The 19,151-nt window shown below is 44.8% G+C and carries 19 protein-coding genes; 6 read left to right on the top strand and 13 right to left on the bottom strand.

Translation table 11 applies throughout. The annotated features are described in order from the left end of the window. Positions 1 to 9: 9 nt before the first annotated feature. From L4D78_RS01330 to pspA, 5 genes are all read right to left on the bottom strand, one after another. A complete protein-coding gene (locus L4D78_RS01330) occupies positions 10 to 1,053 on the bottom strand; it encodes a YcjF family protein (RefSeq protein WP_428465267.1) in 1,044 nt (347 codons plus the stop codon). Then, entirely contained in the window at positions 1,050 to 2,447 is a 1,398-nt protein-coding gene (locus L4D78_RS01325) for a YcjX family GTP-binding protein (protein WP_428465266.1), read from the bottom strand. Before L4D78_RS01325 ends, L4D78_RS01330 begins: the two co-directional genes overlap by 4 nt. Before the next feature lie 130 nt (positions 2,448 to 2,577). Beyond that, complete coding sequence (gene pspC, locus L4D78_RS01320) at positions 2,578 to 2,964, bottom strand: envelope stress response membrane protein PspC (RefSeq protein ID WP_428455632.1); 387 nt, start codon at positions 2,962 to 2,964, stop codon at positions 2,578 to 2,580. After that, a complete protein-coding gene (gene pspB / locus L4D78_RS01315) occupies positions 2,961 to 3,191 on the bottom strand; it encodes an envelope stress response membrane protein PspB (RefSeq protein ID WP_428455633.1) in 231 nt (76 codons plus the stop codon). Before pspB ends, pspC begins: the two co-directional genes overlap by 4 nt. Before the next feature lie 79 nt (positions 3,192 to 3,270). Continuing rightward, complete coding sequence (gene pspA / locus L4D78_RS01310; protein ID WP_428455634.1) at positions 3,271 to 3,936, bottom strand: phage shock protein PspA; 666 nt, start codon at positions 3,934 to 3,936, stop codon at positions 3,271 to 3,273. Between the two features lie 167 nt (positions 3,937 to 4,103). Here pspA and pspF point away from each other — a divergent pair, with 167 nt between their 5' ends. The 6 genes from pspF (at position 4,104) to L4D78_RS01280 (ending at position 10,573) form a co-directional block, all read left to right on the top strand. After that, entirely contained in the window at positions 4,104 to 5,153 is a 1,050-nt protein-coding gene (gene pspF / locus L4D78_RS01305) for a phage shock protein operon transcriptional activator (RefSeq protein WP_428465265.1), read from the top strand. A 137-nt stretch (positions 5,154 to 5,290) separates the two neighbouring features. Further along, positions 5,291 to 6,913, top strand: a complete 1,623-nt coding sequence (sapA, locus tag L4D78_RS01300) for an ABC transporter substrate-binding protein SapA (protein ID WP_428465264.1) — start codon at positions 5,291 to 5,293, stop codon at positions 6,911 to 6,913. Between the two features lies 1 nt (position 6,914). Next, on the top strand, positions 6,915 to 7,877 hold the full coding sequence (locus tag L4D78_RS01295) for an ABC transporter permease (RefSeq protein ID WP_428465263.1): 963 nt from the start codon (positions 6,915 to 6,917) through the stop codon (positions 7,875 to 7,877). Next, positions 7,864 to 8,751 (top strand): putrescine export ABC transporter permease SapC, encoded by an 888-nt coding sequence (gene sapC / locus L4D78_RS01290; protein ID WP_428465262.1) that lies wholly within the window; start codon positions 7,864 to 7,866, stop codon positions 8,749 to 8,751. Before L4D78_RS01295 ends, sapC begins: the two co-directional genes overlap by 14 nt. Further along, positions 8,751 to 9,752, top strand: a complete 1,002-nt coding sequence (locus tag L4D78_RS01285) for a peptide ABC transporter ATP-binding protein (protein ID WP_428455639.1) — start codon at positions 8,751 to 8,753, stop codon at positions 9,750 to 9,752. The genes sapC and L4D78_RS01285 overlap by 1 nt, the downstream gene beginning before the upstream one ends. Beyond that, positions 9,749 to 10,573 (top strand): peptide ABC transporter ATP-binding protein, encoded by an 825-nt coding sequence (locus L4D78_RS01280; RefSeq protein WP_428465261.1) that lies wholly within the window; start codon positions 9,749 to 9,751, stop codon positions 10,571 to 10,573. The genes L4D78_RS01285 and L4D78_RS01280 overlap by 4 nt, the downstream gene beginning before the upstream one ends. A gap of 93 nt (positions 10,574 to 10,666) precedes the next feature. Here L4D78_RS01280 and pyrF read toward each other — a convergent pair whose 3' ends face one another. The 8 genes from pyrF to L4D78_RS01240 all read right to left on the bottom strand — a co-directional run bounded on the left by pyrF (position 10,667) and on the right by L4D78_RS01240 (position 19,073). Next, on the bottom strand, positions 10,667 to 11,362 hold the full coding sequence (gene pyrF, locus L4D78_RS01275; protein ID WP_428465260.1) for an orotidine-5'-phosphate decarboxylase: 696 nt from the start codon (positions 11,360 to 11,362) through the stop codon (positions 10,667 to 10,669). 317 nt (positions 11,363 to 11,679) lie between these two features. Beyond that, positions 11,680 to 12,849 carry a lipopolysaccharide assembly protein LapB gene (gene lapB, locus L4D78_RS01270; protein ID WP_428465259.1) on the bottom strand — a complete coding sequence of 390 codons (1,170 nt, stop codon included), beginning with the start codon at positions 12,847 to 12,849 and terminating at the stop codon, positions 11,680 to 11,682. A 3-nt stretch (positions 12,850 to 12,852) separates the two neighbouring features. Continuing rightward, the gene (locus tag L4D78_RS01265; protein WP_428455643.1) at positions 12,853 to 13,137 is read right to left on the bottom strand and encodes a LapA family protein; all 285 of its coding nucleotides are present in this window, start codon (positions 13,135 to 13,137) and stop codon (positions 12,853 to 12,855) included. Between the two features lie 200 nt (positions 13,138 to 13,337). Then, positions 13,338 to 13,628: an integration host factor subunit beta gene (gene ihfB, locus L4D78_RS01260; protein ID WP_428448146.1), complete on the bottom strand. Its 291-nt coding sequence runs from the start codon at positions 13,626 to 13,628 to the stop codon at positions 13,338 to 13,340. An 84-nt stretch (positions 13,629 to 13,712) separates the two neighbouring features. Beyond that, positions 13,713 to 15,383, bottom strand: a complete 1,671-nt coding sequence (gene rpsA / locus L4D78_RS01255) for a 30S ribosomal protein S1 (protein ID WP_428455644.1) — start codon at positions 15,381 to 15,383, stop codon at positions 13,713 to 13,715. 99 nt (positions 15,384 to 15,482) lie between these two features. Continuing rightward, on the bottom strand, positions 15,483 to 16,166 hold the full coding sequence (gene cmk / locus L4D78_RS01250; protein WP_428455645.1) for a (d)CMP kinase: 684 nt from the start codon (positions 16,164 to 16,166) through the stop codon (positions 15,483 to 15,485). 198 nt (positions 16,167 to 16,364) lie between these two features. Then, on the bottom strand, positions 16,365 to 17,645 hold the full coding sequence (gene aroA, locus L4D78_RS01245; protein ID WP_428465258.1) for a 3-phosphoshikimate 1-carboxyvinyltransferase: 1,281 nt from the start codon (positions 17,643 to 17,645) through the stop codon (positions 16,365 to 16,367). A gap of 165 nt (positions 17,646 to 17,810) precedes the next feature. Next, positions 17,811 to 19,073 carry a DUF5666 domain-containing protein gene (locus tag L4D78_RS01240; protein WP_428465257.1) on the bottom strand — a complete coding sequence of 421 codons (1,263 nt, stop codon included), beginning with the start codon at positions 19,071 to 19,073 and terminating at the stop codon, positions 17,811 to 17,813. Positions 19,074 to 19,151 lie beyond the last annotated feature (78 nt).

Here is a 19,151-nt window from a genome sequence, read left to right as displayed (position 1 = left end):
CCTAAGCCACTATTTTTCTGCTGATTCTTGTTGGCGAGTAATTCGCAATAGCAAATCTTTACGAATTTCACTCAATTTCGGCTGCTGATCACCTTGCCATGGCAGCGGGCGCATCAAGCTAATTGCTTTTAGTCCTAGCCGCCCGGTCAATAGCCCGACACCAACCCCCTGGGCAACACGTGTTGACATTCGTCCGGCAAGATCCATCGACAGCATATCCATGCCTGAATCAGCGATCACTTCACTTGCGCCCGCCACGGCCATGTTAGCCAGCACCAACTTTACCAATCGAATACGAGACCAATACCCTAGCTCAACGCCGTACACTGCAGATACTTGCTCTATCAAACGGAAATTACGCCATGCCACCAGCAACATATCAGCAACGGCCAACGGGCTAACCGCTACCATCACCGCCGCTTCACTGGCATATTTAGCCACCAGCTTACGTGCCAGTGTATCTTGTTGAGTCAAAACCATTTTATCGTAAAGCTGCATAACCTCACGGTCATTATGTGTTGCTGCTAACGACTGAATCCAGCGGTCATAGCCAGCGTTCTCTGCTTGAATATTGCCTTTATGCGCCAATTTAGTGCAGAACGCTTTTGCTTGGCCAATTCCATCAGCATCGAGTAAAGCTTGAGCTTGCTCTCGCTCACTTTGACGCTGTTTTAAGCGACGTAACGTAATAAGCTCCCTTCCCAACGCTGTTATACCTGTTGCAGCAATACCTGCAACAATGACACTCCAGCCAAGCGCTAACCAATCTCCCGTTTGGTAGGCTGTTGCAACATAATCGACGGTCTGCCACCCCACCATTACGGCTCCGCCGACAAGCAGGCCTTTCAACCAACCTGAACGCCGTTTAGGTTTAGCGGCTAACGTACGTGACAATGTCTCTTCAAGCTCATTATCGCCATCATCGACCACATCAGGCATAAATGTATCTTGCTGTGCGAACTGCATCTGGGAGGTCAGTTCATCGTTCGTTTGCTGAGCTTGTTCTGATTTTGGCTCATCAAAGACAATTTTCTGTTTATAAGTATCACTCATCGTAATTTATCTCCCAGTAAATACTCCAAGGCTTTATCCATCCGTATATGCGGCAATGGTTCATCGCTCTGTTGTGCTAATGGCCTAAAGTTAATAAAGTCAAAGCCTGATTGTTGCCAGAAAATATCGTTTGGCAATCGTCTAGGCACCTCCCCTGGAAACAAGGTTTGCGACTTACCATCAAGCGAGTGCCCTCTTAATGCTGGTACTTGTTTGCCCTGATAATCGACAAACCCTGGCTCTGTCGACTGAATCGACGATAGGCTGAGACAGTCCATTTTGATCCCTTCGAAAGACGCGGTTTGCCATGCCTCATTGACCAGTTGCTGCAATAAACTCACCATATTGGGATGTTGTTCTGGCGTGACATGATCGGCTTTGGTTGCCGCAAATAACACCTTATCAATGCGCGGTGAAAATAAACGACGGATCAAGGAACTACGCCCGTATTTAAAACTCTGCATAAGTTGGTCAAGCGCCTGACGCATATCACCGAATGATTCAGGACCTGCATTTAGCGGCTGTAAGCAATCCACTAAAATGATCTGGCGATCAAACTTAGAAAAGTGCTCTTTATAAAACGCCTTCACGACATGCTGTTGGTAATAACGGTAACGACTTCTAAGCATACCGATATTGGTGTCTTCACCCGCGTCAGCTAATTGTTGTTCTGTATACTTGTCGAGCCAAATCATAGGGAAAAACTGTAAAACCGGTGCACCAGCTAATTCCCCCGGCAAGACAAAACGCCCCGGTTGCACCCAATGCAAACCGCCTTCCGCTTTACAACGGTATAAGTACTCAGTAAAACGCTGGGAAATGGCTTCGATCACCGCTTCATCGGCTGGGGCGAGTGGGTCAAAACCATCTTCCATATCAAGCCAATCTCTGGCCAGTTCCAGTCGCTTACCTTTAATCACTTGCGCTTGCTGCTTTGACCAGGCGATAAAATCTAGGTCAAGTAACGGCAAGTCCAGCAACCACTCACCAGGGTAATCAACAATATCAAGGTATAACGTAGCGGTTTCTTGCAGTAATTTCATTGGCCCTTTTTGCGGCTTATAGCGTAGTGCCAGTCGCGTTTGACTCACATCTCGGGTTGGCTCAGGCCAAGATGGCGGGGACGATAAAAGAGAATTGATACCCTCTTCATAAGCAAATTTTGGCACATGCATATCAACCTGAGGGACACGCTTAGCACCCAGTAAATGGCCTTCTCTCACTGCACTAAACAGCGGTAATCGCGGGTTTGTACTGACATGCATCAGTTGGTTTACCAGTGAAGTAATAAATGCTGTTTTACCCGCACGGGATAGCCCCGTCACCGCCAAACGCACATGGCGGTCTAAACTTCGATTCACTAGCTTATTCAACTCATTACCAATTCGATTCATCGTTATTCCTATGTGCGTCAATCACTAAGTAAACGGTAGCAAATTACTGATTAACCTTCGATGAATCAGTAATTCAGAATAAAGAAAAAGCAGGCTAACGCCTGCTTCTTAAAAAGGGAACCTGCCAAAATCACAGGTTACGAAATTCTCGGTCAACCTTAAACGCTGATGAAGTTACGTAGGCTTCCATTTTTCGTAAATCTTGCTCTATATCATTAAGTTCAGATTCAACGTTTTGCAAAATCTGGCTGGCGGGTTTTCCTGCCTGCCATGGCTTTTGTTTTACATGATGTTCACGAAATATATATTGCTGATAGCTTCGTTCTTCAGGCATTTTATCGAGGATTAAACACGCTGCGATATATGCCAAGGTCACAATAAAACCAACGCCGAGTAGGAAGGCTGACACGGTCAGAATACGTACCAACCAAATTTCCATACCAAAATATTCGGCGATACCAGCACAAACACCACCTAACTTGCCATTTTTCGGGTCACGGTAGAGGGTCTTACTCATTGCTTGCTCCTCCATTGTGGTGCTTCTGCATCAAGGATACGTTCCAGTGTTACAATTCGATCTTGCATTTGCTCTGCGCGGGTGACCAGCGCTTGTAGCTTCTGGTGATCATCGCCTGATAACCCTTCACTCGCATTTTTTTTACTACGGTAGTGCAGGATCAACCACAACGGGGCAACAAAGATCATAAACACTACTAGTGGACCAACAATAAACCCCATAGACATTTTCTTTCTCCTTATCCGCGCAGAATCAAATAATTACCTTAATTACACCATCATACCAACAAAGTAAGATTGCCGTGAATTACTCCTTATCCTTAATGTTGGCTTTCATGCGCTCGAGTTCTTTTTCAATATCATCTTGTGCTTGAAGGTTGGCAAACTCATCCTCTAAGTTTTTACCTTTCCCCATATTGTAGCTATCTGCTTCCGCTTCCATTTCATCAATACGGCGCTCGTACTGTTCAAACTTCGATAAAGCTTCATCCACTTTACCGGTATCGAGCTGACGGCGAACATCACGACGTGTACCAGCCGCTTTATGACGCATAACCAACGCTTGTTGACGGGCACGGGTTTCTTGCAGCTTACGCTCAAGCTCAGCAACCTCTGAGCTTAGTTTTTCAATGGTGTCTTCAACCAGCTTAAATTCTTCATTCAGTGTTAGCGCAACATCATTAAGTTTCTGCTTTTCAATTAATGCAGCACGCGCGAGATCTTCACGGCCTTTCTGCAGTGCAAGGCTCGCTTTTTGCTGCCAATCTGCAGACTGTGCTTCAATCGCTTGAATACGACGATGAAGCTCTTTTTTATCAGCTAACGCTCGCGCTGATGAAGTACGTACTTCAACTAAAGTGTCTTCCATCTCTTGAATAATCAAGCGGATCATTTTTTGCGGATCTTCTGCTTTATCCAGTAATGAGTTTACGTTGGCATTCACAATGTCAGCAAAACGAGAAAAAATACCCATAATCAAATCTCCAATCAGTGTTGCTAGGGATAGTCCTAATACATAGCAAGTTATTACAACAACCGTGCCAACTTTTTGTACATTTAATATCAGTCACTTAGCTTTACAGCTTCTATTCTCCCCTGCTATGTTATGAGTATATACGCCAACAGTTAGCGAGATTGACCATGCAAAAAACAGACAATCTTATTGGGGAGTCCGAATCTTTTCTAACCGTGCTCGATCACACCTCTCGGCTCGCACCTCTTAACAGGCCGGTGCTGATCTTGGGGGAACGGGGAACCGGCAAAGAGCTCATTGCCCAACGCATGCACTATCTTTCTCGCCGTTGGGATCAGCCACTTCTTTCGCTTAATTGTGCTGCGCTCAGTGAGGGGGTTATTGACTCTGAATTGTTTGGTCATGAAGCTGGCGCATTTACTGGTGCAAAAGGCCGTCATCAGGGCCGTTTTGAACGTGCAGAAGGTGGAACCTTGTTTTTAGATGAGCTCGCGACCGCCCCATTGGGTGTTCAAGAAAAGCTACTGCGCGTTATCGAATATGGAGAATATGAACGGGTTGGTGGCAGTAAGACTTGCCAAGCAAACGTTAGGTTAATTTGTGCGACCAATGAAAACCTGCCGCAATTAGCTGAAAAAAAACAGTTTAGAGCAGACTTATTAGATCGTCTCGCTTTCGACATCATTCATCTCCCTCCGTTACGGGAACGCGGTGAAGATATCATTCCACTGGCCGATTATTACGCCGTCAAAATGTGCCGTGAACTCGGCTATAGTTACTTTTCGGGCTTTACCGCTGAAGCTGTTCAGCAACTTAAACACTACCCATGGCCTGGAAACGTCCGAGAATTAAAAAATGTCGTCGAACGGTCTGTCTTCCGTCATGGACTAGAAGATGAACCCGTTCATGACATTATCCTTGACCCATTCAAAGCGCCTTGGGAAGAGCTTTCCTCTGCCTCTACTACACAGCAAACATTAAGCCCAGAGCAAGCAACCTCAGAGCAACACGATGCCCAAAACTCCCTTCTTACCCCATCACTACCCATTGATTTTCGTCAGTGGCAACAAGATCAGGAAATGGCATTGATTCAACAAGCACTTGAGCAGGCGCAATTTAATCAACGGAAAGCCGCCGAACTGTTATCTTTAAGCTACCATCAACTAAGGGGCTTACTACGAAAATACCAGCTCGTGGGTAATTCAGATATCGAGTAGTGCCGCTTATGCTACTTCCTTTGCAGGAAAATAAGCATAAAACACCTACTATTATCAGGTAATTTTATGAGATGACTTGGTGACAGAGTGGGATAATGTTAAATTTATAGTCTTGTTTTCAAAAAAATTCTTATCTTATGAGCGCCTATACTCGTCTTCTGCTTGCATGCGTTGGCCTAATTAGCCTAGTTGGCTGTAGTGAACCAGAGCAAGACAATGATATTCGTAGCCGCGGCTTCGTCTATTGTGGGCAAGATACGCCAACAACGTTTAACCCTCAGTTAATCGATGGTGGCTTAACAGCTGACACGCTTGCTGCGCAAATCTTTGACCGGCTACTGATACTTGATCCTGTCAGCCATCAGCCTTTACCCTCGTTAGCCAGCCATTGGACTGTCAGCGATGATGGTTTAGTTTATCGATTTACACTTCGTCGAGGGATTGAATTCCAATCAACTGATTGGTTTAAACCTACACGCCAACTGAATGCACAAGATGTGGTGTTTAGCTTTAAGCGAGTCATTGACCCAAGCCACCCGTTTCATGGTATCTCAGGCGGTCGCTATCCTTGGTTTGAAAGCCAAGGTTTTGAATATTTAGTCGAAAATGTCGAGATGATTGACTCTCATACCGTCGAATTCAGCTTATCGCGCCCAGATAACGCTTTTTTATCTAACCTTGCAACAACGTATGCCGTTATTCATTCGCAAGAATATGCCAATAACGTACTTCGTGCAGGCAAACCTAATCAACTAGACATGCAACCCATTGGCACAGGGCCATTTTATCTAGAGCAATATCTTCCCAATGACTTAATTCGCTTGAACCGCCATCCAGATTACTGGCAAGGCAGTGCAAAAATGGAACAGGTTGTATTTGATATTGCAACCCGAGGTACCGGCACCCTCGCGAAGTTACTGAGTAAGGGCTGTGATGTTTTATCGTCACCTGTCGCGAGCCAGCTTCCTGTGATCAGCGAAAATGAAGACTATGAACTCATCGCGCAGACTGGCATGAACGTCGCCTTTCTTGCACTTGATAATACTCAGCCAGAGCTAAAAGATGTACGAGTTAGAAAAGCAATCAACCATGCAATTAACCGTGAAAATCTTTTAAACTCTGTTTATTACGGCACGGGTACACAAGCAAAAAGCATTTTACCGCCAATGTCATGGGCCTATAACCGCAATAGCCAAGCATTAGATTATGCACCCTCCAAGTCACTCGCGTTACTCAAAGATGCTGGCTATGATAAAAACTTAAACCTGACGCTTTGGGTACCACTTGAATCCCGCCCGTACAACCCAAGTCCCCGTAAGACCGCCGAGTTAATACAAGCCGATCTCAATGCGGTGGGTATTCAAGTCACTATAGTGACTCAGGATACCGTAAGTCGATTAGGGACTATTGGTAAATTCAACAGCGACTTAGTTTTAACGGGTTGGATTGCGGATAATGGCGATCCAGATAATTTCCTTCGTCCACTACTTTCGTGTGACGCAAAAATGGTTGGGTTAAACGTTGCGAACTGGTGTAATCTAAATTTTGACAACCTATTAGAATTAGCATCACGAACAACCAAACTTGATCAACGTTTAAATTACTACTACTTGGCGCAGGATATCCTTGATCAGCAAGTGCCTATCGTTCCACTTGCTCACGGCGTTCATTTTCAAGTACACCACCAATCGCTCAATGGTTTAACCATGAGTCCATTTGGCACCCGCTCCTTCTCAACGGTTTATCGGGGCGATAACTAATATGCTTATCTATACCATTCGACGCCTGAACTTATTTTTCATTACGTTACTGATCCTCACTCTCGTCGGCTTTAGTTTGCTTCGCCTTGACACCGACTCTTTTTGGAGCGGCTTATCTTTTTGGACAGGCTGGAGCATTTACTTAGAGAACCTTTTTTCAGGCAATCTAGGGCTTAATCTACAAGGAGAGCCTATTTTAAATGAGGTCTTAACGGTCTTTCCTGCTACGTTAGAGCTGTGTTTCTTTGCCTTTGTTTTATCACTAATTACCGGGATTCCACTCGGCACGCTCGCAGGGGTAAAACGTGGAAAGCCTATCGATACGTTAATTTCATCGGTGGCACTAATCGGTTACTCCATCCCATTATTCTGGTTAGCTGTTTTATTGATCATGCTATTTTCCCTTGAGCTCAGCTGGCTGCCTGTATCTGGTCGTTATAATTTGCTTTACGAAATTGAGCATGTCACAGGCGTTGCGCTTATCGACGTAATGTTATCTGACAAACCCTATCGTGCTGAAGCGATTAAAGACGTGATTAGCCACCTAATATTACCAACCCTTGTTCTTGCATTAGCCCCTACCACAGAGGTTATTCGCCTGACTCGTGCATCAGTAACAGACATTTTGGATCAAAACTTTATTAAAGTTGCCCAAACTAAAGGGCTATCAATGTACGAAATTATCATCAGGCATATTCTAAAAAATGCCATTCCCCCCATCATTCCTAAATTAGGCATGCAGTTTTCAACCATGATGACGTTTGCAATGCTAACAGAGTCAATATTTAATTGGCCGGGTATAGGTCGCTGGCTATTAGACGCGATTTCGACCCAAAATTATGTTGCAATCCAAGCGGGTGTTATCACCGTCGGTAGCTTTATCCTGATTGCCAATATCCTGTCAGATTTGATGGGTGCCTTCGTGAGTCCGTTAGTTAGGAAGGAATGGTATGCTATCAAATAACATCTATCAGGAAACCAAGATCCCAACGCAATGGGAGCGTGCATGGCATAATTTCAGATCAAATTCACTGGCCATATTCGGTTTCTGGTGTTTATTACTACTGATATTTTTGACACTGATTTCTCCTTGGATTACGCCTTACGTACCCGTCAAACAAGTCGGCGAGCTGCTCATGCCCCCCTCTTGGGATACCGCAGGCCATGTCGAGTACTTCTTTGGCACTGATGACCTAGGAAGAGATATGCTTAGCCGCCTACTGATGGGCTCTCGTATCACTTTTGGCTACGCCATACTTATCGCAGTCGCTTCTGCCGTCATTGGTATTGCTATTGGTGTAATGGCTGGCATGACCCGAGGCTTAAAGTCGAGCTTTTTAAATCACGTTCTTGATACCGTGCTTTCAATACCCTCACTATTGTTAGCCATTATCGTCGTTGCTTATATGGGACCCGGCGAAACCAATATTTTATTAGCCATTTGGCTTGCGCTTATCCCGCGCTTCATTCGTGCGGTCTACACCGCGGTACATAATGAAGTCGAAAAAGATTACATCATGGCTGCACGCTTAGACGGCGCAAACGATTTTTACTTACTCTACAATTCGATACTACCGAATATACTAACGGTACTCACCAATGAGCTTACCCGTGCCATATCTATTGCGATACTTGATATAGCTGCATTAGGCTTCCTCGGCTTAGGCGCCCAAGCACCATCACCAGAGTGGGGAGCCATGTTAGGTGACTCTATTGAACTCATTTATCTTGCACCATGGACAGTGACCCTACCCGGCCTTGCCATTACGTTTAGCGTTTTAGTAGTAAACTTAGTAGGAGAAGGACTCCGCCAAGCTATTAACGCGGGGATAGACTAATGCCATTACTTGATATTCGTAACCTGACTATAGAAATTGATACACCGCAAGGCATGGTGAAAGCCGTTGAACGTATGAGCCTAACAATAAATGAAGGTGAAATTCGTGGCCTCGTGGGTGAGTCTGGCTCAGGAAAAAGCCTTGTCGCGAAAGCTATTGCGGGCGTAGCAAAAGATAATTGGCGAGTCAGTGCAGATCGCCTGCGCTTGGGTGATATTGACCTACTTGCTTTATCTCCCCGTGAGCGAAGAAGAGTTGTAGGGCGTGAGATAGCGATGATATTTCAAGAGCCGTCCTCATGTCTTGACCCTTCTGAGCGTGTCGGTGAACAGCTCAGAGAAGCAATACCCTCAACCTCATTTAAGGGGCGGTTTTGGCAACGGTTTAAATGGCGTCAAAAACAAGCTATTGCACTACTGCACAAAGTGGGGATCAAAGATCATAAACAGATAATGAGAAGTTATCCGTACGAATTAACCGACGGTGAATGCCAAAAGGTTATGATTGCTATGGCCATTGCTAACCGACCACGCCTACTCATTGCCGATGAACCAACCAATGATCTCGACCCTATAACCCAAGCTCAAATATTTCGACTACTCAGCCGTATGAACCAGCTTGGCAACACCACCATATTATTGGTGAGCCATGATCTCACGACGGTTACCCAATGGGCAGATAGAATTACCGTCATGTACTGTGGTCAATCGGTTGAATCAGGTAGTAGAAAGCAATTATTAGGTACGCCTCACCACCCCTATACCGAAGCATTACTCCGGGCAATGCCTGATTTCAATTTAGACATTCTGCCCCATAAAAGTAAGCTAGAAACCCTACCCGGTTCGATTCCTCCACTTCAGCATTTGCCTATTGGTTGTCGGTTAGGGCCTCGTTGCCCACACGCACAGCGTAAATGTGTTGAAGTACCAAAACGAAGAAAAGTTAAAAACCATAAATTTAGCTGTCACTTTCCGCTGAATATGGAGGAAACGAAAAAGTGAGTTCACTACTTGAAGTCGAAGGTCTTAAAAAAGACTACCACTACCGATCAGGCTTATTTCGTCGCCGTACCATAGAGGCGGTGAAGCCTGTATCGTTTTCATTGGAAGCCGGTGAAACTATCGCATTCATGGGTGAAAATGGCTCAGGCAAATCAACGCTAGCCAAAATGTTGTCTGGCGTTGAGGAACCTACCGAGGGGATCATCCGAGTAAATGGTGAGCCCTTAGCCCACCGAGATTATCAAACACGCTGCAAACTGATCAGAATGATCTTTCAAGATCCGAATACGTCGCTAAATCCACGTATTCAGATTGGTAAGATCTTAGAAGGGCCATTGAAGCGAAACACCAATATGACCCCGCAAGCGCGTGAGCGACGAATAATGGTCACCCTTAAGCGAGTTGGTTTACTACCTGAACATGCCTACTTTTACCCGCAAATGCTGGCAACAGGACAAAAGCAGCGTGTATCACTCGCCCGCGCACTGATTCTTCAACCTTGTATCATTGTTGCTGATGAAGCGCTAAACGGGCTTGATATGTCAATGCGCTCGCAGATCATCAACCTACTGCTAGAGCTACAAGAGGAAATGGGGCTATCGTATATTTATGTATCGCAGCATATGGGTGTTATTAAGCACTTTACTGACAAAGTGATGGTGATGCAGCATGGAGAGGTAGTTGAACAAGGAAACACCCTAGAGGTCTTCAACAATCCGCAGCACTCATTAACTCAGAAGCTTATCGATAGCCACTTCGCTGCGCCATCCCATGATCGTACAAACCGTATTAGTAGCGCCACACCTAAGATTGGGTGCTAGCCGATAAGATTTCACAGATAATGATTTAAGCAACAAAAAACGCCCGGCAAGCCGGGCGTTTATATATTCAGGGTTTCACTTATTAAGTGATTGCTATGCTAACGTCTTATTGATTTCAGCCAGTACTGCTGCAGGGTTTTCTGCTTTGGTGATTGGGCGGCCAATCACCAAGTAATCTGAGCCAGCTTGTACCGCTTCAACTGGGGTCATTACGCGACGTTGATCGCCAGCGGCACTACCTGCAGGACGAATACCCGGTGTTACTAGCTTAAACTCATTCCCAAGCTCACTTTTCAATAAGCTTGATTCATGTGCCGAGCATACAACACCATCAAGTCCGCTATTTTTCGTCAAACGAGCAAGATTCAATACATGCTCTTGTGGCTCACACTGAATACCAATACCACGGAGATCTGATGCCTCCATGCTGGTCAATACTGTTACACCAATCAGTAGCGGGCGATCTTTGCCAAATGGCTCCAGGATTTCACGTGATGCTGTCATCATACGCTCACCACCCGTCGCATGGACGTTGACCATCCATACGCCTAATTCAGCAGCCGCTGCGACTGCACGTGAGCAGGTATTTGGAATATCGTGAAATTTCAAATCCAGAAATACAGAATGGCCCCGGTCATGCAGATTACGCACAAAGTCAGGGCCAAAATAAGTAAACATCTCTTTGCCAACTTTAAGTCGACAGCTTCCCGGTTCAATACGGTCAACAAAGGCTAGTGCTTCATCTTGGCTTGGGTAGTCGAGAGCGACAATCACTTTTGGGTCTAACATGGCATCTCCTGCTTAGTTATAAGGTCAAACTTGCTCAGCTCGCTGAGCGCGGACAGAATTTTACAGTAAATTTGTTTTTTTGCGAGTATAAATTCATTATTTGTTTCAAGCAGTCAAAAGTAACACTCTTTTACACTAGCCAATCGTTTGTTAAATCAACCAAGATAAAAAGCACTGATAAAATGGTAAATTCCCGCAGCATTATATTCACACCAAACAAAAACCATCAAAAAACCACACTTTTAGACACAAAAAAGCCCACTCGCATTGCGAATGGGCTGAAAGCTTTATAATCACCAGTCTAAATGGTGAATTTCTTACTCTCCATCCAGTCCTCGAATTGGCTTAATCGAACCCCAACTTTTGCAAGAAGGGCATTGCCAATATAAAGAATGTGTCGCGAACCCGCACTGACGACAACGGAAATGAGGTTTAATTTTTAATTGCTCGCCCACTAAGCCGCGTAACGTGGTCAAACTGTCTTTTGCCCGCCCTTCTTCAGCTTCGTCAAGATGATAGTCCATCAATTGATAGAACCCCTTCATCGTCGGGTTTTTTTGTAGCTGGCGAGTCATGAATGTTTGGGCAATAATTGCCCCTTCACGCTTGGCTATTTCATCAGCAAGCATGAGTTCTGCTGTCGAACCCGCTTTTTGTTCAACACAGACTTTCAAATATTTAAGCCAACCAGACTCGTTGTTGGTTGCTTCATAGCATTCTAATAACAGTGGCAGAGATTCGCTGACAAATTCAAGATCTTGTTCAGCAACACGCTCAAGTTGTTTAGCTGCTGCTTTGTACTCTTCGTTGGCAATCAATATTTTTGCCAACATTATGGTTGCACGTACACAGGTTTTATCAGCACCAACCGCTTTTTTAAGTAATTGTTTCGCTTTATCAGGGTTTTGCGCACTCATTTCAAGCATTGCCATCTCACACCAGTAATGGGCGATATCGTGCTTTAGTTTGGTTTTTCCCATCTTTACCAACTGTCCGGCCATCTCGATAGCCTTCTCCCATTCACGGGTTTGTTGGTAGATAGTAAGAAGTTGCTGTAATGCCCCTTTGCGGTGATCGGGTTCATCGAGCAACTGTTCGAAGATTTTCTCAGCGCGATCAAAAAAACCAGCAGCCATATAGTCTTTAGCCAGTTGCTGCAGCGCCAAGTTGCGCTGATCGATGGTGAGATTAGGACGGGCAATTAAGTTTTGGTGAATGCGTATAGCACGATCGACCTCACCCCGGCTACGGAACAGGTTTCCTAAAGCCAGGTGAGTATCAATGGTTTCACTATCAACTTGGAGCAGTTCAATAAACACATCTACTGCTTTATCAGATTGATCTGACAACAATAGATTCAAACCAGTGACATACTGGCGTGACATGTGATGAGACTGCTCCTGTTGTTTTGTACTCGCGTTCCTATTACCCATGTACCAGCCATAGGCAGCAGCAATCGGTAATAATAGGAACAACAGCTCAAGCATTAATTATTCCTTTACAGGCTCTGCACGAAGCTGATTAATTTCTTTCTGCTGCTTTTCAACTTTTTTACTTAGGCGATTTTTAGTAAAACGCGTTTTGAGATATAGCATGCCACAGATTAGCCAGCCAATCGCAAACCCGGAACCGAAGACAATCCCTAATAATGTTGAAAGTTGAAACTCACCCTGAGCAATCAGAAAATCAAAATTCACTAGCTGCTGGTTTTGAGCACCCAGCGCCAACGTAACCAAGAAACAGGCAACCAAAACAAGAACAATAAGTATCTTCATCGTGAATCCTTCTCACTTGAACGAAAAATTGATAGTACAAAGCTAAATACAATGAGGCTTAAATTTTCACTAGAAGCACACATTAGCAATTTCAAAATAGCATTGGCTGATTATGCAAGATTTTTAGTCATCAGACCATGATCAATAGACATAAAAAAACGGCATACTATCAGTATGCCGTTTTTTTGTTCTAAACGTGGTTAACTAGCAAGTGCCAAGTTAACACGATCACGTAATTCCTTCCCAGGCTTGAAGTGAGGAACGTACTTGCCGTCCAACTCAACTTTATCACCCGTTTTTGGATTGCGACCTACACGTGGAGCACGGTAATGCAGAGAGAAGCTACCAAAGCCACGGATTTCGATACGATCGCCATCGGCAAGCGTTGTCGCCATGTGCTCAAGGATTTCCTTGATTGCATCTTCTACCTGTTTGGCAGAAAGATGTGTTTGTTGACTACATAGCCTTTCAATTAATTCAGACTTTGTCATAAACACTCCGGTTTTTAGTATGTTTCTCAATAGTATAACCGTTTAGGGAGAAAATGCTAAAACGCTTTTTCTCCCTACGCTCAATTATTCGCCTTTAGCCGCTTTGAAAGCGTCAGCCATAGCGCTACCGAAACCAGCATCGTCTTGCTTGTTCAGTGTTGCCATTGCTTCTTGCTCTTCAGCTACGTCTTTAGCACGAACAGATAGGTTGATTACGCGGTTCTTACGATCAACGCCTGTGAATTTAGCTTCAACAGAATCGCCAACAGAAAGAACTAGAGTTGCGTCTTCAACACGGTCAACAGATGCTTCAGAAGCACGTAGGTAACCTTCAACACCTTCAATTAGCTCAACAGTTGCGCCTTTAGCGTCAACAGCAGTAACAGTACCGGTAACTAGAGCACCTTTCTTGTTAACTGCAACGTAGCCATTGAATGGGTCTTCTTCGATCTGCTTAACACCTAGAGAGATGCGCTCGCGCTCAGCGTCAACAGCTAGAACTACAGCAGAGATTTCGTCGCCTTTCTTGAAGTCGCGTACTGCGTCTTCGCCTGAAACATTCCAAGAAATGTCAGATAGGTGAACAAGACCGTCGATGCCGCCTTCTAGACCGATGAAGATACCGAAGTCAGTGATAGACTTGATCTTACCAGTTACGTGATCGCCCTTAGCTTGCATTTCTGCAAATGACTGCCATGGGTTAGCTTTACACTGCTTAAGACCTAGGCTGATACGACGACGTTCTTCGTCGATATCAAGAACCATAACTTCAACTTCGTCGCCAACGTTAACAACTTTCGATGGGTGGATGTTTTTGTTAGTCCAATCCATTTCAGAAACGTGTACTAGACCTTCAACGCCTTCTTCGATTTCAACGAAGCAACCGTAGTCAGTTAGGTTAGTTACACGGCCAGAAAGCTTAGTGCTCTCTGGGTAACGCTTAGCGATTGCTACCCATGGATCTTCGCCTAGTTGCTTAAGACCTAGTGATACGCGAGTACGCTCACGGTCGAACTTAAGAACTTTAACGTTGATTTCGTCGCCAACATTAACGATTTCAGATGGGTGCTTAACGCGTTTCCAAGCCATGTCAGTGATGTGTAGAAGACCATCAACACCGCCAAGGTCAACGAACGCACCGTAGTCAGTAAGGTTCTTAACGATACCTTTAACTTCCATGCCTTCTTGTAGAGAAGCAAGAAGTTCATCACGCTCAACGCTGTTTTCTGATTCGATAACTGCGCGACGAGAAACAACTACGTTGTTACGCTTCTGGTCTAGCTTGATTACTTTGAACTCAAGCTCTTTGTTTTCTAGGTGAGCAGTGTCACGTACTGGACGAACGTCTACTAGAGAACCTGGTAGGAACGCACGGATGCCGTTAAGTTCAACTGTGAAGCCGCCTTTAACTTTACCGTTGATGATACCAACAACAGTTTCAGCATCTTCGTAAGCTTTTTCAAGCTGGATCCAAGCTTCATGACGCTTAGCTTTCTCACGAGAAAGTTTAGTCTCACCGAAACCATCTTCGATAGCATCAAGTGCTACGTCAACTTCTGCACCAACTTCAATTTCAAGTTCGCCAGCAGCGTTCTTGAATTCTTCAACTGGGATAGAAGACTCAGACTTAAGGCCTGCATCTACAAGAACGTAACCGTTCTCGATAGCTACAACAGTACCTTTAACGATAGCGCCTGGACGTGTTTCGATTTCGTTTAGAGACTCTTCAAAGAGTAGAGCAAAAGATTCAGTCATTATTTAATCTTCAAATTGATTAACAACCATGGGTATCCTACCTCATGGGGTTGGTAGTAAAGTCAGTTATCTTCCGTGACACCGACGCCATCATACTGATCACTCAGCAGATAATTTTTCTTCAATAAAAGCCAAGGCTTGTGCCGTTACTTGCTCTATTGACATCTCAGTAGAGTCTAGCACCAAAGCATTGTCTGCGGGACGCAACGGTGCAACCGCTCGATTGCGGTCACGGTAGTCACGTTCCTGAATTTCTTTCAAAAGGCGGCCAAAGTTAACATCTAACCCTTTCTGTTGCAACTGGTTCATGCGGCGATTAGCACGTTCTTCAGCGCTAGCATCAAGGAAAATCTTCACTTCTGCCTGAGGAAATACCACTGTCCCCATGTCGCGACCGTCAGCCACCAATCCCGGTGCTTCGCTAAATGCACGTTGACGACGCAATAGTGCTTCACGTACACGCGGAAGGGCTGCAACTTTAGATGCTGCCATGCCAGTCTCTTCTTTACGAAGTTCAGCAGAAACATCTTCGCCTTCAAGAATAACCTTTACTAGCTCACCTTCAGCCACGAATTGAACATCTAAGTGAGCCGCTAGAGGAACCAAAGCGTCTTCAGATTCCAATTCAACACCATGGTGAATAGCAGCAAGGGCCAAAACACGGTAGATAGCACCAGAATCAAGCAGTTTCCAGCCCAGTTTATCTGCCAATAGCATACACAGCGTGCCTTTTCCTGCACCACTAGGCCCATCGACAGTGATTACTGGAGCGTGAGTAGACATAGATTCTCTCCGAAGTTGTTCAAATATAAGCACGAATACCAACTTGCATCTAACTTAAACCGACAGATGGAACTGAGTATTAGCACTCTTAAACGGGGGCATATTATACGGGAAAATGATTATGATACCAATTGGTAATGACCATCGTTCTTATAAAAAAATAAACCCGCTGGAAAGCGGGTTTATGGGGACTGTAATTTATTGGCTTAGCAAAGCCAATTTATCAAAATAGTCGGGGAAGGTTTTTGATGTACATTTCGGGTCATTAATTGTGACCGCCGTGTCACTTAATGCGACTAATGAAAAACACATCGCCATTCGGTGGTCATCGTATGTATCGATCGCGGCATGCTGTAATTGAGTTGGCGGTACAATCGTAATGTAATCTTCACCCTCTTCCACTTCTGCACCAACTTTACGCAGTTCTGTCGCCATTGCAGACAAGCGATCAGTTTCTTTTACGCGCCAGTTATAGACATTGCGGATAGATGTCGTGCCTTTGGCAAACAATGCTGCCATTGCTATGGTCATCGCGGCATCTGGAATATGGTTAAAGTCGAGGTCTACGGCGTTAAGCTCATCACGGCGTGCGATAACATAGTCATCACCCCACTCAATTTCAGCGCCCATCGCCGCTAACGCATCAGCAAACTGTATATCACCTTGAATGCTCTTTTTGCCGATTCCGGTTACTTTCACTTCACCGCCTTTAATAGCTGCGGCAGCTAAGAAGTACGATGCCGAAGACGCATCACCTTCAACCAAAAACTCACCCGGCGCTTGATACGTTTGGCCGCCTTTTACCACAAATTCTTGATAATCACGGTTTTCAACCTCAACACCAAATTGCGCCATGATATGAAGCGTAATATCTATGTATGGCTTAGAGACCAAGTCTCCTTTGATGCGAATAATCGTATCGTCTTTCGCCATCGGCGCCGACATCAAAAATGCAGTTAAGAATTGGCTAGAGATAGAGCCATCAATTTCGACCTCACCACCAGCGAGTCCTGTACCCTTAATATTCAATGGTGGGAAATTATCATTTTCCAAGTACGTGATTTCTGCACCAGCACCACGCAAAGCGTCAACAAGGTGGCCAATTGGGCGTTCTTTCRTGCGCGGCTCACCCGTTAATACGAACTCTCCACTTCCCAAACATAATGCAGCTGCTAACGGTCGCATTGCCGTGCCCGCGTTACCTAAAAATAGCTCTAGCGATTGTTCTGGCTTAAATGCAGCACCCAGACCGATCACTTCACACGTTGTTTTATCTTCCGATAATTGGTAGCTCACACCCAACTGGCTAAGCGCATTTAGCATATGACGGATATCGTCACTATCAAGCAAATTGGTAAGACGCGTTGTACCTTTTGCTAACGCAGCCAATAGAAGTGCGCGATTTGATACGCTCTTTGAACCCGGTAGATTCACTGTGCCATTAATCTTATTTATTGGCTGTAACGTTAAACTTTCCATCTGATATTTCTTAATCCTGTTTGGTCGCAGTTCAAGCAGATTAGCGAATTCTGCCTCAGTTCGCTAGTACTGAATAATGTGATCTGCCAAGGATTCTTCCTTAGTTGCTCGCTGAAATGAAAAAAGCGCCCGTAGGCGCTTTAAAACATGTCATATCAATTGTTATTAGTCATCGCAGCGATATAAATAAGTACCGTCAAAATCACAATCAAGATCGACCCAACGGCCTTCAAATCGTTGTAGCGAATTGTCGTTGGCCGAATAACCCCAAATTTCACCCGCTTTAACAAAGCCTTCTAGCTCGATTTCATCATCAAAACGGTCTTCTCGCTCTATCTCAATGGCAATATATCGACCAGAGTTACTACCGTCCAGGATATAACGACCTTCAACTTCAACCCAGCTTGTATCTAAATTATCGTGGGTTAAGCCATCATCAAATTCAGTATTGTTATTGATTTCAATCTCGATGCCATTGATGCTGAATACACCATTTTGGTATCGAGCTTCACCTACAGCCTGAAACTCTTTCCCTGATACGCCATTACCATCATCTTCAAATTCAATTTCAGTTGCTAATAGGCGATTTGAGCGATGTACCATCTCTACTTCAACCCAGCGACCTGATGCGAGATCCTCTCGGCGACCATCATCGAATTCAGTACTATTATTCACCTCAATGCGTAAACGGCCATTAAGTTCGATTTGGGTTAAATTATTATTCACCCAAGAAATCACGCCTTCAACTTCGGTATCGTCGTAATCACGGTCATCTTCAACATCAATTTCTGTTGCGACAAGTGTATTGCCTAGCATATCACCATAGACTTCAACCCATGCACTATTTGCGAGTTCATCTTCATCGTCGATATCGGCGCGGCTAAAATCGACTGTCACGCTGCCAATCTTGAAAGTCTGTGCTGCATGATCTAACTGAGATACGAGCCCTTCAATTTCGACAAAGCCGAGGTCAGGTACTTTCTGTACAGATACAACTTCAGATGTTCCATCAGCCAATGGGTAAGTGGTTACCATCACCCAATCACCAATATTGATACCGGCTAAGTCTGAAAAAATCAGGGTTACGCCATTCACTGTAAAGCTGGTGCCATTAATTGCTGTTACCTCACCAGTCAGTGAAGGGTCAAGCTTCATGGACGTAATCAGGTTGTCATCAGCATCAACCTGTACACGCATGCCATTCGCCACATCATCAAAAGACAATGTCACGCCATTTCGGTATGTCACAGGGGCGCCTTCACTGTGCAGTGAATAGCCGTTAACTGTCATGGTCTGGTTAACATGTGAAATTTTCGCGACTTGGCCATCAAGACGACCTGTTTTTGTTTCAATCGATGAGCTATCAGAGCCGCCACCACAGCCAACCAAAGTCGTTGCAATAACAGTCGCCAGTACCATTTTTTTCATAATTTTCCTATAATTAATTGTGCATAATTTTAAGCTGGCGCTATTTTATCGCTATTGCTGTGAAGCAAACGTGAAGAA

Source organism: Photobacterium minamisatsumaniensis, assembly GCF_050336695.1.
Taxonomy (GTDB): domain Bacteria; phylum Pseudomonadota; class Gammaproteobacteria; order Enterobacterales; family Vibrionaceae; genus Photobacterium; species Photobacterium minamisatsumaniensis.
This window is presented reverse-complemented; position numbering and strand designations above follow the sequence as displayed.

Coding starts and splice junctions, on each gene's coding strand:
- pspC (WP_428455632.1), bottom strand. CDS start 2,964: ATGAGTAAGACCCTCTACCGTGACCCGAAAAATGGCAAGTTAGGTGGT.
- pspA (WP_428455634.1), bottom strand. CDS start 3,936: ATGGGTATTTTTTCTCGTTTTGCTGACATTGTGAATGCCAACGTAAAC.
- L4D78_RS01285 (WP_428455639.1), top strand. CDS start 8,751: ATGCCATTACTTGATATTCGTAACCTGACTATAGAAATTGATACACCG.
- L4D78_RS01240 (WP_428465257.1), bottom strand. CDS start 19,073: ATGAAAAAAATGGTACTGGCGACTGTTATTGCAACGACTTTGGTTGGC.
- pspF (WP_428465265.1), top strand. CDS start 4,104: ATGCAAAAAACAGACAATCTTATTGGGGAGTCCGAATCTTTTCTAACC.
- L4D78_RS01295 (WP_428465263.1), top strand. CDS start 6,915: ATGCTTATCTATACCATTCGACGCCTGAACTTATTTTTCATTACGTTA.
- L4D78_RS01325 (WP_428465266.1), bottom strand. CDS start 2,447: ATGAATCGAATTGGTAATGAGTTGAATAAGCTAGTGAATCGAAGTTTA.
- pyrF (WP_428465260.1), bottom strand. CDS start 11,362: ATGTTAGACCCAAAAGTGATTGTCGCTCTCGACTACCCAAGCCAAGAT.
- L4D78_RS01330 (WP_428465267.1), bottom strand. CDS start 1,053: ATGAGTGATACTTATAAACAGAAAATTGTCTTTGATGAGCCAAAATCA.
- pspB (WP_428455633.1), bottom strand. CDS start 3,191: ATGTCTATGGGGTTTATTGTTGGTCCACTAGTAGTGTTTATGATCTTT.
- sapC (WP_428465262.1), top strand. CDS start 7,864: ATGCTATCAAATAACATCTATCAGGAAACCAAGATCCCAACGCAATGG.
- L4D78_RS01265 (WP_428455643.1), bottom strand. CDS start 13,137: ATGAAGATACTTATTGTTCTTGTTTTGGTTGCCTGTTTCTTGGTTACG.
- sapA (WP_428465264.1), top strand. CDS start 5,291: ATGAGCGCCTATACTCGTCTTCTGCTTGCATGCGTTGGCCTAATTAGC.
- ihfB (WP_428448146.1), bottom strand. CDS start 13,628: ATGACAAAGTCTGAATTAATTGAAAGGCTATGTAGTCAACAAACACAT.
- rpsA (WP_428455644.1), bottom strand. CDS start 15,383: ATGACTGAATCTTTTGCTCTACTCTTTGAAGAGTCTCTAAACGAAATC.
- cmk (WP_428455645.1), bottom strand. CDS start 16,166: ATGTCTACTCACGCTCCAGTAATCACTGTCGATGGGCCTAGTGGTGCA.
- lapB (WP_428465259.1), bottom strand. CDS start 12,849: ATGCTTGAGCTGTTGTTCCTATTATTACCGATTGCTGCTGCCTATGGC.